Raw genomic sequence first — 15,292 nt, forward strand, 5'->3', positions numbered from 1 at the left:
CCGTCCCAACGCATTTTATAATATTGTTTTATTTTTGCTAATTTTATGGTTATTTTGCATTTTAATATGAGAGGGGGTTTAGTGAAATTGTCCGAAGATTGACTATATTATAATTATTATTCCATTATCATTTTTTTACCATTATAATCAACTACAACAGTATTTTTAACCACTTTACCATTTACCTCTACTTCGTCCTCTATTTTTCCAATTATTGAAGCAGAAATATTATACTTTTCAGATATTTTTATAATTTCTTCGGCATCTTTTTCATCTACAACAACACAGAACCCAATTCCCATATTAAATGTTTTAAACATTTCCTCGTCTTTCACATTTCCAATATTTTGTATTTCTTTAAATATAGGCAATGGTTCAGGCAAATTATCAATCAAATAAACTATATTTTTGTTTAATCTTATTATTTTTCTAAATCCGCCTCCGGTAATATGTGCCAATCCTTTAACGAAAACCTCGGAATTAATCATTTCCATTACTGGTTTTACATATATTCTTGTAGGAGTTAGGAGCTCCTCGGCAACAGTTTTTCCATATGACAATTTATCATTTATACCCAAACCAGCAATATCGAATAAAACTTTTCTTGCAAGGGATAATCCATTACTGTGTATTCCCGCACTACTAAGCCCAACTATCACATCTCCCTTTTTAATATCTTTACCCAATATCAATTTACCTTTTTCAGCAATGGCAAGAACTGTTCCAGCTATATCAACACCTTTTACCATATCGGGAAGTGAGGCAGTTTCTCCACCAATTATATTTATATTTGATTCTTTTAATCCTTCATTTAATCCTTTTCCAATTTGTTTTGCCATGTCCTCTGTAATGTCCTCAACAGCCATATAATCCACAAGAGCAACAGGCTCGGCCCCAATACAAATAGCATCATTCACATTCATAGCTATCATATCAATAGGCACAGTATCAAATTTATCTGCCATTTCTGCCACTATCATTTTACTACCTACTCCATCGGTACATAGCACAAGATAATAATTCCCAAATTCAATTGCACCAGCATAATGTCCTGCCAATTCCTCGGCCGGTTTTATGTCGTCTGTTCTTTTAAATTTTATTTGTGATACCAATGCCTTTATTATTTTATCTTCTTTGTAAATATCTACTCCTGCATCCTTATATGTTATCATTTTCTCACCAAAATTGTATTTTATAGTAATAGTTCTATTATGCCAAGTGTTCGTTGATTGACTATAATTGCTTAATAATTCTATTTTACTATTAATTTATATTTATTTATTGTTATTGTTGTTTTTATTATTTTTTTTATATTTTTAATTTTTATCAATATTTGCCAAATTTTTCTGCAACTGTTTATTACTTAATAAAACGCTGTCTTTTAAATCCACTCCAATAAATTCTGCAACAGGGTCACATTTTGCCTTTAAAATATAGTATAATTTCTTATGATTTAAATTATATTCTGTCAAACTCTCAAAATTCCCCATTCCCTTAGCAATTATTAAATCAGCTTGTTCAAACTCTTTTAAAAACTCTTCTGAGCATTCTTCTAATATTATACCTATTATATCACTACCTGTGGTAATTACCTTCGCAAATTCATTTATCTTTAAATTTTCAGCATCTTCCATTGTGGCATCATTTAATATCGGTTTTCCTTTTACAGCTACTACAATATCATTTATATCATTTACATATTTTTTTATCATTTTAATCAGTAATATATCAAAAACAATTTCTCCTGCATTATCGCAAATATATAAAACCTTTTTAGCAGATTTTAAATCTTCCAATAATTCTTTTGAACAATCTATTTTTAACTCGCTATTTAATGTATGTTCTATCATTGGAACAATATCTTCACTTATGCTAAATGGTCCAAAATCAATAGAATTTCCTGCGATAGTTGCCAAAACACATTTTTTTAATCTATCTAATTCATTGTCGCTATTTTTTATTTTATTTTCAACATCTTCTATGTAGTTTTGTGCTGTATCATTTGCCGTTTCTTTTAATCTCTTATATGGGTCTTCACAATTACTTATTTTTTTAAAGTGCCTATGAATAACAGTGCCCATCCAAGCTGGAACTGCATTATTATGATATTCTTCATTTATTACAGGCATGCAACCTTTTACTAACCTAAATTGCTCTATCTCGTCATCTGTTACTTCAATTGAAATATCTACAATTTGCCTAATTATACAAGTTGCACATTCTGGTTTAATTTTCAAAAAATCACCTAATTTAGTGTTGTGTGTATTCAAAGCTCATTCATAATACGAAATTATAGTAAGTTCAATAACTGTCCCTTATCCGTCCCATATTATTTAACTAATTTCTTTATTTATTGATATTTCGTAGAGATTAGCTTTAATATGATCTCTAAATTTTCCTCTGAAAAATTTATACGACCTTAAAAATTCCTCCGGAATTTTGGGTCGTAAAAACTCCTTCGGAGTTTTGAGATCGTAAAAATCGCTTTGCGATTTTGAGATGGTTTAATGAAAAAGACCGAAGATTGACCATATAGAAAAAGTATAATAATTATAATATTTATGGAGCTCCGAAAAATTATGATAATTAAAGAATATACTGTATAAATTATATGCATGCGTAATTATCTTAATATTGTCAATGACATAATTCTTCCAACATATATCATGATTAAACAGCCCATTACATTAATAAATATGTTGGTTAAAAATTTAATATGTTCATTATTTTCTATTAAAGAAAATGTCTCATAACTAAATGTAGAAAATGTAGTTAATGCTCCACAAAAACCAGTTATTATTAATAACCTATATTCTGGCGAGATATCAATTACTGTGGAAGAATACATTACAAAACCTACGATAAAGCTTCCAATTAAATTTACAATAAATGTTCCAGTTGGTATCCCGAATTTAGCAGGAATTATGCCACTTATGACATATCTGAGTATTGCACCAATAAATCCACCGATACCAATTATAAGGAGCTCCTTCAAATTTACACCATTAAGTATATATATAAAATAATAATATGTTATTGATAGTCATTATTAAAACGACTAAAACAAGATAATAATACGATAATATAAATGATAATGATTATTTATGGGCTCGTGGTTTAGTCTGGATATGATACTGGACTTCGGATCCAGTGATCGGGGGTTCGAATCCCTCCGAGCTCGTTTTATTTTTTTTATTAATTAAATTAATTTCATAGTTAGATAGGGTTTTTATTATTAATAATGGACATAATTAATTTATCTAAATTAATTAAATAATCTTCATAATTTCCTTCATTAATTATCACATAATCAGACATAGCTATAACTTTACCTATGGAGAAATCCAATTCCCTGTAATCTCTCTCTATGAATTTATCCCATTCAGCCGTATCGTCTTCCCTATTTCTTGAAATTAATCTTTTAAATCGGGTCTTTGGCGAAGAATGAATTGATACAATAATCAAATCATAAAATTTTTTAAAATACTCTACTTCATACAGGCTTCTTATGCCCTCTATAATAATAAAATCATTGGAGTTTTTATTATATTGTTCTTTAATATATTCAATACATGGAACGGCAATTGCCTCATTTCCATATTTTTCCCTTAATCCTATTGCAGTATTTCCCACATTAGTCGGATTTAACTCCAATCCCTTTTTTTTAGTTTCATGTCGTACAATATCGCCCATGGATATTATTGGAATATTATGTTTTTTTGCTATTTCAAATATGGCATTTTTTCCCGAACCAGGCATTCCTGTAATTCCTATTAACTTCATATTATTACCTAATCTACTGTTGATAGTGCATTCATTGTAATTTCTGATGATTTGTTTATTGTATCCATATTTATATCCCTTACATTAATTGCCGATTTAAGCATATAATATCCAACAAGTGTAGCTCCCACAATGACTGCAAATGTCAATAAACCAAACTCCAAACTAATTTGAGCTTTTTTTGAAATTATTTTCTTTATCATAAATCTCCCACCATAATCATATATGAATTATAATTTATCATAAAATAATAGATATATTCGGAGCTCCCTGAAATAATAAAATATCAATTTAACATAATATTTATTATTTGGATTATATATATTATATATTCTTAATTATTACTATTATTACCATTGTTTATTATTAATATTATTTATTGTTAATTATAAAATAATAATAGTTATTATAAATTAATCAGCATTATAGAAAAGCCTCAAAGTTATTAAAATAATTACTCCAATTTTAATTATAGTTAATATTCAATAACTGTCCCTTATCTGCCCTAAATCATTATCATTATCTATTTTAGTAATAATAATTAGCTTCATTAATATACTTAACTGAAATTGTCCGAAGATTGACTATAAGCATTCTTTTATCTACTTTATAAATATATAGATTAACAAAGTAATTCGTCGATTTACTACGAACCATAAATTTGGTGATATATTGATTATTGTGAGAAAATTAAAAAGGAAAAAACAAAAACAAGAAATTGAGATAATGGATTTATCGAATAAAATAAAATATTATGCTATTATGAGACAGGTTGGGCAAAATTTATCCCTCCACAAATGTAAAGAAGAAAACAAAAACAACATAAACCCAATTCAACCTTCAAAAGTGTTAGCCGTTTTGAGAAGCAAAAAAATATATTTAAATAATGACCCCGAATCCCTAACACTTGAAGACTTTTTTAAAAAAAATAATATTTCATATAAACTTATAGAGCTATGCCCATTTTGCTTAATAAAAAATCAATATACGGAACTAAATAATGAATATTATAAATTCCACAATCATAAAATATGTAAAGACTGTGCCATTGATGAGGTAAAATTAGAGGTAGATATTGGCGAAGAATTTATTGAAAAATTATTAAATAAATTTAAAGATGTAAATAAAGTAATAGATATATTTAATATAAAAAATCCGATAAATCACCCAGAATTAACTAAATATGATACCATAACAGGAGGTAAAGAGGACAGAATTAAAAATTATAAAATAGATGAATTAAATATACCAGATGAATTAAAAGAAATTATACGAAAGAAAAAAATCAGGGAGCTCCTACCGGTTCAAACTCTTGCCGTAAATGGCGGACTATTGGATGGAAAAGATTTAGTAATTACTTCGGCAACCTCCTCGGGAAAAACTCTTATAGGGGAGCTCGCAGGAATTAAAAATTTAAAGGAAAATAAAGGAAAATTTTTATTTTTGGTGCCATTGGTGGCTTTGGCAAATCAAAAATATTTGGAATTCTATGAAAAATATAAAAATATATTTTCTGTTAGTTTAAGAGTTGGAATGGGGCGACTATCAGAACATAAACAGGACGAAATTAGCACAGACCCCAATGCAGATATTATTATTGGAACTTATGAAGGTATTGATTATTTGCTTCGTTCTGGAAAATTAAATGATATTGGAACTGTGGTAATTGATGAAGTTCATTCACTAAATATGGAAGAAAGAGGAGCAAGAATTGATGGACTTATTGGTAGATTAAGATATTTAAAAAATATCAATAATAAAAATAGAGATAATAAAAATAATATACAACTAATATATTTATCTGCCACAATAGGAAATTCAAAAGAATTGGCGAATTTTTTAAATGCAAATTTAATAATATATAAGGGAAGACCCGTTCCACTTGAAAGACATTTAATTTTTGCCAAAAATGATTACAATAAAATTAATTTTATAAATGAAGTTGTTAAAAAAGAATTTAACAAAAAATCAAAACAAGGATTTAAAGGACAAAGTTTAATATTTACATACTCACGAAAAAGAGCCGAATATTTGGCAAATTTATTAAATACAAGAGGAATAAAATCAGATTATTATCATGCAGGTATGGAATATAAAAGAAGAAGAGAAGTAGAAAGAAAATTTATGAGTCAAAAAATAATGTGTGTAATTACCACTTCGGCACTTGCCGCAGGTGTAGATTTCCCGGCATCAACGGTAATTCTTGAAAGTTTGGCCATGGGTGGGGATTGGCTAAATCCATCAGAATTTCAACAGATGTGCGGTAGGGCAGGAAGAAAAGGTATGCATAATTTAGGAAAAGTTTATATGATGGTAGAATTGGGTAAAAAATATCATGCCAAAATGGGAAATACTGAGGACGAAATAGCCTTTAAATTATTGAGCTCTGAACCAGAAGATGTTATCGTAGAATACAACGAAGATGAGGAATTAGAACAAATATTAGCAAGTATTTCATTTATTGATAAATACCACAAACCAGCAGAATATACAAAATTAAAAAACATGAAATTAATGGGCAAAAATCATGATCTAAATTATATTGTTGAAACATTGAATAATTATAATATGGTGGAGCTCCACAACAGACACAATAAAAATAAAACAATGAGCACCACAAAATATGGATATAGCACAGCAATATCATTTTTATATCCCAAGGATGCCGAAAAAATCAGGAAAAACCTACGAAAGCCTATTATGGATTTAGTAGGATATATAAATCCATTTGAGAATTTATATATTCCTCCACATATTAAAAATAAAATTTCAAAGGTAATAAATACAAATATACCATCTAAATTTATAGATGGTTATGAAATTATAAAGGAAAATGTTTCAAAAATAACAGACAAAGAATTAAGGGAGAATATATTAATTTGGATAATTGAATTTGATGGCATGATTGAAGAAGATATTATATTATATTTCTCGAAATATATATTAAATCTCAGAGCAAACAAAAAAACACCCGCACAGATTTCAAAAATATTGTATGATAATTACAACATTCAAACTTATTCAGGAGATATATACTCATACCTTGAAAATAGCATTAAGGTATTGGATGCCGTTGAAAGAATTGGAAACATATATAATAAAAAAATAGGGGCTGAGGCAAAAATTTTTAAAGAAAATATTTCAAATCCATATAAAAAGAAAAAGAAAAATGATTAAAACCAAATAATATATATCTTATCTTGTTTTATTTAAGAAGTAATCCAATATTGCTAAACCGCCACCATAACATACAGGTTCTGGATGCAGTGATATATAGAATTGATATTGTGAATCCTTATAATCAAATAATGCCTCATGTTTCCTATATTCAATTTCATTTTTTGGGATATACCAGGTGTATTCATTATTTGTGATTTTTTTAATAGTGCCGTTTGGATAAATTAATTTATCGGTTAATATTATTGTGTAATTATGATTAAGAATTACATATGTAGAATCATTACTTAATGCCCATGCAGGTGGAAGAAATAAGGTCATATTATCAAACCCGCATTTTGACATTATAGTTTCGGCATCATGGAGTTTTTTTGAAGATTCACTTTTTGAACAATTGAATTCATGATATGTATGTTTATAACCATGAAGTTCAATTTTATACCCTCTTTGTTCTAATTGGTGCAAATAATCAACAAATTCTTTATTTTTCCTTAAGTCCCATTTTCCACCACTATATGGGTTTTCAAGATCTGGAATTACAAATAAAATTGTATTGTTGCTACAATTGTATTTGTCGATTATTGATGTAATTTTTTTTAATTTATTAAAATATGCTGGACTTACATCATGAACTAAAATAATTGGTTTTTTAATAGATTTATTTGATATATCGCTTAATGGGTTAGATTTATGGTTGTTATTTATCTCAAAGATAGATATTAGTAATATTAATATAATTGTTAAAAAAACAAAAGAATATAATATTTTTTTATTCATTACTTCCCCCCCATATTTTATATATATCTTTAAAAAAGTTAAAATATATATTACTTATTACAAATAAATTATACATTCCAATTAATAAATATATACCCCTATAAAAAAATGCGCCAGCTGGGATTCGAACCCAGCTTATTGGCTTGGAAGGCCAAAGTGATACCAGACTACACCACTGGCGCAATGTTAACCTATGAAATAATATATAATAAATAACAAATAACAGACATTTAATTGTCTTAATCATAATCGTATAAAAAATGCGCCAGCTGGGATTCGAACCCAGCTTATTGGCTTGGAAGGCCAAAGTGATACCAGACTACACCACTGGCGCATGATATAATATTAAATATATTAAAGTGCGGTCTCCGGGATTCGAACCCGGGTGTCGGCCGTGGCAGGGCCGTATGATACCAGGCTACATCAAAACCGCTTATTATCATTTAACAATCCTTAATTAATTCAATCAATCAATACAAAGGAACTTCTAATATATATACTTTTCGGTTTTATTGTTTATTTCTTTAATCCATTCTATATTATCTCTTAAAATACATCTCGCAACAGATACAAAATCACAATATTTTAACATATTTTTTGCATCATTAATGGAATTTACTGAATTATTTCCAATTATTATCTTATCTTTAAAATTATTCCTTAAATCCATTAAATAATCTAAATCAGCACAATTTTTATTTGGATAAAAACAGTCAATATGCAACCCATCAAAATAATCTTTCACATTGTTTAAATTATTTATCAATTCATTTGAAGAAATAAAATTTGCCCTAATTTTTAAAAAAATTGGAGTGGAGCTCCCATGTAATTGCCCATTTAATTGCCCACTTAATTCATTGTTTATTTTATTTATTATTTTTAAATTATTTTTCAATATTCTATTATTTTCTTTTTTTAGGAGCTCCTGCCCAATTCCTAAATCTGTAATTTCTTTTTGTCTGCAATGACAATTTAATTCAAAAATATCGGAATGTTGCAATATGGTTTTTATTTTATCTATGGATTTATTTATATCCTTAAATCTAACATTCACAGAAACGGGAGCTCCGCTTTCTTTTGCATCCATTATATTTTGTTGTATTATGTTATCGAACTCATCTAAATTGTATAAAAACTCTTTTCTTCCCCGATTTACAATTTTCTCACTGGCAATTTGACTATCTTTGTCCAAATCATATGCCCCAATACAAACTATAGCAAATAGATTTTTGTATTTTTTACAAAATTTTCCATCTGTAATTCCTGCCATTGGGGCAAGGACTATTTTTTTATTTTTACTTATTTTATTCTTTAAATTCAACAAATTATTATTTTTATTATTTTTATTATACATTTTATCAAAATTGTATGGGTGGCGTATATAATAATATAATAATATTATTTGCAATCCATATTTACTCCTAATGTCCGTTGATTTACTATATTGCCTACGGCATATTCTTCATAATTTAATGTATATACCTGAGTAGCCGTTTTTTTGTCCCTTATTAATTCCAATCCAATATCTGCCATATTTGAAGCATCTTCGGCAGTTTTACCAATTCCAATTCCTGCTTTTAAATCAATTCCTGTTGAATTTTTAATATTTTCAAACATCTCTAAAAAATCTTCTTCTGTCATTCCATTACATGGGGCCATAAAATTATCTCCGCCAATAAAGAATCCCATTGCATTATATTTTTTTAGTTCTTTAATCAGTGCTAAATGAACTTCATTAACACTAACATATGTGTCATAAGCATTTTCTAAATCTGTTAGCGTTCCAGTGATGTCATTTATATCAACATGGGCAAGTGTCACAGTATTTTCTATTGAATTATCCAATTCTTCAATATCTAATATTTCAGTCCTATATTTATCTTGGGCACTTCCTTTATTTTGAATTTTTGCAGTTGCAATTTTCTGTGCTTCATAAGGAGTTTCCGCAACCCCAGATGCCATACTAACAGTAAAAGGATATCTATTTTTAATACTATCTTGTATTCTCTTATGTGTCTCCGTGTCAATACCATTGGTAATAGCCATAAGATTGTCAAATCTAGTATAAAATACCAATCCTTTATGAGCTCCAAACTGTAAATTTAAATCACTATATAGTCGTGATTGCAATGCCTGCAAATCACTTTCCCTTCTGGGATTTGGAGTAACTGTCCAAGGTCCATAATTATCTATTTGTATAATCGTTATCTGAATCATGATATCATCATTGTTATTTTAGCAATTGACTTAATCCCATAAATAATAATATATTATAAAAATAATAATTATGGGGCATATATTTAATACTTATTAATTATCCTATATAATATAGATTATATTTTATATTATTTGTTTTTATTTTATTAATGTTGGTATAAAATATATTAATAAAGAATATTATCCACATTCGGGACCATACATTAAAATCTCCGTCCATATCTCGTTTTATATATTTAAGCATATCGTCTTAGATATATTATATAAACAAACGGTGAAATATCATGCATGCCCTAAAATATAGTTAATCTTCAATAACTGTCCTTTATCCACCTTAAATAGTCCGAAGATTGACTATAAATTTTGCAAGGTTTATTTTATCTTCAATTGTTTTCATTATTGTATTTGTATATGCCACAGCAGTATTGGAATCACAGCTATTTACTTTTAATTCAAAATCTTTATTTTTATCAATATTGTCTAAAATCATGGTATTTATATTAATACCTAAATCATTGTAGAATTTACAGACGCCCTCTGCACTTACAGGATATCCTTTTGCCTTCATTAATATTCCAGCTGGACCACTGACAGCACCCTCTCCAATAATGGGAGATACGGCAACTACTGGTTTATTACTTTCAATTATTGTATCTTTAATATCTTTAATACTTAATATGGGAGCTATTGAAGTTATGGGATTCGATGGACCAATTATAATAATATCACTATTTTTAATACATTCTATCGTTTTGCTTGGAGCTCCCGCATAATTAGAATTTTCATAAAAAATATCAACTACGGTAGCATTTCCCCTTCTATTAATCCAAAAGTCATGAAAATCAATAAGATATTTATTATTGTTTTCATTGATTAATATTTTGGTTCTAACGATATCATCGGTCATTGGAAATATATTTGCCTTTATTCCAAATAATTCTTTTTCCATTTTTATTATTTTAGATAATGGATAACCTTTATTTATATAATGCGTTTTATGCATCTTTAAAGCCCTATCTTTATCCCCTATTCTAAGATTTTCCCCAAATGTATTGTTTTCTTTATTTTCAAACTCTTTAATTGTATTATGGGCGATAAATGTATCTCCCTTAACACCATACCAGGTGTCCTCATTTATTTGATTGGATAGCGTATATAATACAGTATCTACATCAGGAGATAAATATAAATCACCTACCATAGTATCTTCGCCAGTATTTACTATTACAGAAATATCTTCTTCTGGCAAAATTTCTTTTAATCCTTGTATTAATTTGGGAGCTCCTGTTCCTCCTGATAAAATACAAACCTTCATAATAACCCCTTATCTATTATCTATAATATTTTTTATATTTTCTCTACCGTTATATTTTTTACATATTTCACTTAATTTTTCGGCATTTTTAAAATAAATATTGTTATTATTCATCTCATCAATAGCATATTTTAAATCATTTAAATTTCTATGGGATAGTTGGATACCACATTTTAACTCCTGTATTTTTTTAGTATTATTTTCCTGTTCTGGATGGTCTAAATCAGGAATTGTAATCATCGGCTTCCCAAAACTAATGGCCTCCATAAGGGTAGAATGTCCGCCATGGCAAACCACAAAAGAACAATTTTTCATTAATAATCCTATGTCCTTGGCCACAGGTATTACTTCAACAGTTTTTGATTTTTTATTATTTATTTTTTTTGCAACTTCATGACTTCCACAAACCATTTTTATTTTTAAATTTTTTTCTTCTGCCAATTTATTTAATTCTTCCAATATTCCAAATCTATATTCAAATCCACCAATGATACTTAATATATAATCGCCCCTGTTTACAACATAATCTTTTAAGTCATATCGTATCAATGGCCCCAGATACATTGAATTTCCTATGTTTTTTAAATTATATTGGCATATTGTATTTGGTGCAGGTAAGTCTGGTATAATAACATTTTTCGCAGATTTGTTAATTGCATTTAATATTTTCATAACTGGATAAACCACTATTTTCTCCTTTTTATGGGTTCCCGTATAATTTTGATTTGTCATTATATAATATGGTATTTTTAATAGTTTTGAAGCTACTATGGTACTATATTTACAGTCCGATATTACTATATCTGGATTATATTTTTTTATTATATTTTTTTCTATTAATATTGCTTTTGCTGGGTTGTATTCGTTATTAAATATGCTTCTTTTAATATCAAATTTTCCATTTTTTCCGGTTAGTTTTATTTCTGGGCATGTTTCAAAAACTTTGTAATTATATTTTTCTATAAATTCCTTACTTTTCCCATATGCAATATATGCCACATCATGCTCCTTAGATATCTCTTGACCCATAGCAATGCATCTTGTTGTATGCCCCAATCCTTCCCCACATACAGAAATTAGTATTTTCATAATTTCACCAATAGATAAATTATGCCCAAATATAGTATGTTCAAAAAGTCCATTCTTTAAATATCCAGAAATACATGGAATTTCGACCACAAAATATAAAGAATATTTATTGTATATTTGTTTTACTGTAAAAAGTTCTTTAACATACTAGAACATATAAAATTTATACATATTTATTTCTCAACATATGCTCTCAAAAACCTATGTGGAATATCATATTTATCTACGGGGATTTTTTTGGACCATAATTGTGTTTTTGCCTCATTTAGAGACTGTTCAACATCGTTATTTGTTAAATATAATTCTTTTGCCTTTTTAAGCACAATTATATTTGTAGACACAATTATACTATTATTAACACTATCATTATTATATTCGATTATATATTTTTTATCATTTCCCATAATTGCAGGAGCTCCCAAATATTTTGACAGTAATAATGCAGACGGATTATTTTTATCTACGATAACACCATAATGTGAGTTTTTGATATTGACTGGAATATAACCAAATTTCTCAATATCATTACCATAGCAATTCGTAATATTGTCAATGTTTGGTTTTTTTATAACGATTATTTTTTTTGGGACTTCCACCACATTATTTCTACTGTATGTTCCAATTAATCGGTTGTTTTTGTATATATGCACAGTATCTTTATTATAATACCTAACAACTTCATTTGGATTAAACACCATTACGCCCACATAAACTGGAATATATTGATTTGAAACTTTTACAACATTAGAAAAATTATGGGCATTTACTAAAACCATTGTTTTATTAGTATTTAATTGTTTTATTACTTTCTCGTTTGTTTCTACCCTATCCATGCCCCAAATTCTAACTACGGTTCCATATTTTTCCAAATCTTTTTCTATATCATAAGAAATAGCTTTATTCCCTCCTACAATTACTATTTTTTTAGGATTTATTGCCGATATAATTTGTTCTACTTCTGGATTTAATTTATCACCATTGGTTTGAAGTATTACTCCATCATTTTCATAGGCATAATTTATGGCCGATAGGCAATCTACCCAATTATCATTTGTGATAACCACAACATCTACTAAGGAAGGTTTTTCTTCCCCTATTGTGATTGCATTTGTCCCATTAATTAAAATTATTAAAAATGATAATATAATATATTTGATTTTTTTCATTATAACCACCCATTTAATTCGTCAGATATTATTAGCTTATTTATCCTTCCGATTTTTACCTTTCTAATTATCCCTCTCTCCACCAAATCCGACACTATCCTTGAAACCTTTGGTTTAGTTAATCCCGTTATCTCCACAATTTCCTTTTGTGTGATTTCTTCCTTACTTTTTATTAAGTTAATTATCATTTTTTCATCCTCTGTCAAGATATTCATAAACATCTGTTCTTTTGTTTTTTCGTAATTATCTAACAGATTTTTAAATTCAATTATTTCTTTTTCTTTTTTCCTAAGCTCTGACCGATATTTTAGTAATTCTTTATTTAGCCCATCAATTTGCTGTTTATATTCTTGCTCTTTCTGTAATTCCTGTTCCTGTTTTTTTTGCAATTTTTGTTCCTGTTCCTGTTCCATTGCATTGATTGCTTTATTCAATTCCTCTATTTTTAGAGTTAATTCACTTATTTTTGAATTTAAGGTTTTATTGGTCGTTTCAATCTTTTCTATGTATGCGTCTTTATTTTTCAATTTATTTTTTAAATCATTATTTGATTTCTCCAAACTGGTTTTTAATTCAGATATTAATACATTTAATTTATTATTTTCATTTTTTAAATTATTTAACTCCTTATTTAATTCAGATATTGATTCATCTTTGAGATTTAATTCATGTGTTGCAATGTTTAATTTATTTTCCAAATCTTTTTCCAGTTCTTTCAGTTTATTATTTGATTTAATTTGTTCGTCATTATATTTTTCTTTAATAATATTTATTTCATCCAATAATTTTTCTTTTTCTTTTAATATTTCCTTTATTGTGTTATTTTTCCGCCTATTTTTATTTTTTTCATAATATATTCCATAAAATGAACCCAGTGTAATCAATATGAGCACACCACATAACATATAATATATGGTATCTAATCTTCCATTTTGAGTTTCTACTATGTTGCTGTTATTTGTATTTGGAGCCAGTATAGCATAGGATACAGTTGAAGTAAAAAACTTATCGGAGCTCCTAAGCTGTTTATTCCATTTTACAAATATCCTTTTTCCATCTGTGTCAATTGTATAATCTTGTGGAGTGATACTTAATAGACCCTCAGCAGGAGACACCACCGAAGCACCCATTGGAAGCTTTATAATCATTGTAAAATCAGAATCCACAGCAGGAACACTAAATGAAAGTAATTTCTTATTTTCTTTATCCCAAACCAAGTCCCCAGTAAACGAAATAATTAGATTTCCTTTTTCACCTTTTTTTATGGGATTTTTAAATTTAATTATTACTTCTGTGGAGCTCCCTGATAATATGCTTGAATAGGTATCCAATTCACTACTTGACTTAACATTTAAATTATTTATTTTATGTGGTATTATGTAGGTAATTTCTTTGATTTCTTCCGTATTATTATTATATATCTCTAAATTTATTGTTGTATTTATTTTATTGTTTGAATCAATATCACAAACTACGACATAATTTTCAAATTTTATGGCACTGGCCGAATTAAATATGCCCAGTGATAGCAACAATAATAATGAAAATAATATTTTAAATTTTTCAAATTTTTTAAACCTGCTCACCATTTTATCACGGATTATATATCCTATACCCTACACATTTTAAAACTGGATGTTTATATAATCAAAATAATATTTAAATATAGCCAATCTTCGAACTTTTTCACACATAGAATACACAGATAAAACTGTGTTATTCAAATACATATAATGTTAAACCTATAATTATTTAATTATTTTGGACT

At 27.7% G+C, this 15,292-nt stretch carries 13 protein-coding genes and 4 tRNA genes; 2 read left to right on the forward strand and 15 right to left on the reverse strand.

Features of this window, described 5'->3' with window-relative positions; genetic code table 11:
* Positions 1-116: 116 nt before the first annotated feature.
* From purM to crcB, 3 genes are all read right to left on the reverse strand, one after another.
* Complete coding sequence (gene purM, locus MAEO_RS04060; protein ID WP_011973525.1) at positions 117-1,172, reverse strand: phosphoribosylformylglycinamidine cyclo-ligase; 1,056 nt, start codon at positions 1,170-1,172, stop codon at positions 117-119.
* Positions 1,173-1,316: 144 nt separating this feature from the next.
* Positions 1,317-2,237, reverse strand: coding sequence for a damage-control phosphatase ARMT1 family protein (locus tag MAEO_RS04065; RefSeq protein ID WP_011973526.1), 921 nt, complete (start codon positions 2,235-2,237; stop codon positions 1,317-1,319).
* A 386-nt stretch (positions 2,238-2,623) separates the two neighbouring features.
* Complete coding sequence (gene crcB, locus MAEO_RS04070; RefSeq protein ID WP_011973527.1) at positions 2,624-2,995, reverse strand: fluoride efflux transporter CrcB; 372 nt, start codon at positions 2,993-2,995, stop codon at positions 2,624-2,626.
* 111 nt (positions 2,996-3,106) lie between these two features.
* On the opposite strand from crcB, the gene MAEO_RS04075 reads away from it, so the two are divergent.
* Positions 3,107-3,181, forward strand: a tRNA-Arg gene (locus MAEO_RS04075).
* 35 nt (positions 3,182-3,216) lie between these two features.
* On the opposite strand, the gene MAEO_RS04080 is transcribed toward MAEO_RS04075, so the two are convergent.
* Both MAEO_RS04080 and MAEO_RS04085 read right to left on the reverse strand, forming a co-directional pair.
* Complete coding sequence (locus MAEO_RS04080) at positions 3,217-3,783, reverse strand: AAA family ATPase (protein WP_011973528.1); 567 nt, start codon at positions 3,781-3,783, stop codon at positions 3,217-3,219.
* 8 nt (positions 3,784-3,791) lie between these two features.
* On the reverse strand, positions 3,792-3,986 hold the full coding sequence (locus MAEO_RS04085) for a class III signal peptide-containing protein (protein WP_011973529.1): 195 nt from the start codon (positions 3,984-3,986) through the stop codon (positions 3,792-3,794).
* Positions 3,987-4,455: 469 nt separating this feature from the next.
* Between MAEO_RS04085 and MAEO_RS04090 the strand changes: the two genes are divergently transcribed.
* The gene (locus MAEO_RS04090) at positions 4,456-6,960 is read left to right on the forward strand and encodes a DUF5814 domain-containing protein (RefSeq protein ID WP_048062378.1); all 2,505 of its coding nucleotides are present in this window, start codon (positions 4,456-4,458) and stop codon (positions 6,958-6,960) included.
* Between the two features lie 18 nt (positions 6,961-6,978).
* Here MAEO_RS04090 and MAEO_RS04095 read toward each other — a convergent pair whose 3' ends face one another.
* The 10 genes from MAEO_RS04095 to MAEO_RS04140 form a co-directional block, all read right to left on the reverse strand.
* Positions 6,979-7,737, reverse strand: a complete 759-nt coding sequence (locus tag MAEO_RS04095) for a DUF2334 domain-containing protein (RefSeq protein ID WP_011973531.1) — start codon at positions 7,735-7,737, stop codon at positions 6,979-6,981.
* 109 nt (positions 7,738-7,846) lie between these two features.
* A tRNA-Gly gene (locus tag MAEO_RS04100) sits at positions 7,847-7,919 on the reverse strand.
* 79 nt (positions 7,920-7,998) lie between these two features.
* Positions 7,999-8,071: transfer RNA gene (locus MAEO_RS04105), tRNA-Gly, on the reverse strand.
* Positions 8,072-8,097: 26 nt separating this feature from the next.
* Positions 8,098-8,170 (reverse strand) — tRNA-Gly (locus MAEO_RS04110).
* Between the two features lie 54 nt (positions 8,171-8,224).
* Positions 8,225-9,091 (reverse strand): MJ0144 family RNA dihydrouridine synthase-like protein, encoded by an 867-nt coding sequence (locus MAEO_RS04115; protein WP_083756728.1) that lies wholly within the window; start codon positions 9,089-9,091, stop codon positions 8,225-8,227.
* A gap of 44 nt (positions 9,092-9,135) precedes the next feature.
* On the reverse strand, positions 9,136-9,954 hold the full coding sequence (locus MAEO_RS04120; protein WP_011973533.1) for a GTP cyclohydrolase III: 819 nt from the start codon (positions 9,952-9,954) through the stop codon (positions 9,136-9,138).
* A gap of 334 nt (positions 9,955-10,288) precedes the next feature.
* Positions 10,289-11,269: a 2-phospho-L-lactate transferase gene (cofD, locus tag MAEO_RS04125; protein WP_011973534.1), complete on the reverse strand. Its 981-nt coding sequence runs from the start codon at positions 11,267-11,269 to the stop codon at positions 10,289-10,291.
* 9 nt (positions 11,270-11,278) lie between these two features.
* Positions 11,279-12,358: an MJ1255/VC2487 family glycosyltransferase gene (locus MAEO_RS04130; RefSeq protein ID WP_011973535.1), complete on the reverse strand. Its 1,080-nt coding sequence runs from the start codon at positions 12,356-12,358 to the stop codon at positions 11,279-11,281.
* Positions 12,359-12,531: 173 nt separating this feature from the next.
* A complete protein-coding gene (locus MAEO_RS04135) occupies positions 12,532-13,524 on the reverse strand; it encodes a cell wall-binding repeat-containing protein (protein WP_011973536.1) in 993 nt (330 codons plus the stop codon).
* Positions 13,524-15,113, reverse strand: coding sequence for a DUF7343 domain-containing protein (locus MAEO_RS04140; protein ID WP_011973537.1), 1,590 nt, complete (start codon positions 15,111-15,113; stop codon positions 13,524-13,526). The genes MAEO_RS04135 and MAEO_RS04140 overlap by 1 nt, the downstream gene beginning before the upstream one ends.
* Positions 15,114-15,292 lie beyond the last annotated feature (179 nt).

It is taken from the genome of Methanococcus aeolicus Nankai-3, from assembly GCF_000017185.1.
GTDB lineage: Archaea > AGJL01 > Methanococci > Methanococcales > Methanococcaceae > Methanofervidicoccus > Methanofervidicoccus aeolicus.

Coding starts and splice junctions, on each gene's coding strand:
- MAEO_RS04115 (WP_083756728.1), bottom strand. CDS start 9,091: ATGTATAATAAAAATAATAAAAATAATAATTTGTTGAATTTAAAGAAT.
- MAEO_RS04080 (WP_011973528.1), bottom strand. CDS start 3,783: ATGAAGTTAATAGGAATTACAGGAATGCCTGGTTCGGGAAAAAATGCC.
- MAEO_RS04120 (WP_011973533.1), bottom strand. CDS start 9,954: ATGATTCAGATAACGATTATACAAATAGATAATTATGGACCTTGGACA.
- MAEO_RS04095 (WP_011973531.1), bottom strand. CDS start 7,737: ATGAATAAAAAAATATTATATTCTTTTGTTTTTTTAACAATTATATTA.
- MAEO_RS04130 (WP_011973535.1), bottom strand. CDS start 12,358: ATGAAAATACTAATTTCTGTATGTGGGGAAGGATTGGGGCATACAACA.
- purM (WP_011973525.1), bottom strand. CDS start 1,172: ATGATAACATATAAGGATGCAGGAGTAGATATTTACAAAGAAGATAAA.
- MAEO_RS04085 (WP_011973529.1), bottom strand. CDS start 3,986: ATGATAAAGAAAATAATTTCAAAAAAAGCTCAAATTAGTTTGGAGTTT.
- MAEO_RS04140 (WP_011973537.1), bottom strand. CDS start 15,113: ATGGTGAGCAGGTTTAAAAAATTTGAAAAATTTAAAATATTATTTTCA.
- MAEO_RS04135 (WP_011973536.1), bottom strand. CDS start 13,524: ATGAAAAAAATCAAATATATTATATTATCATTTTTAATAATTTTAATT.
- cofD (WP_011973534.1), bottom strand. CDS start 11,269: ATGAAGGTTTGTATTTTATCAGGAGGAACAGGAGCTCCCAAATTAATA.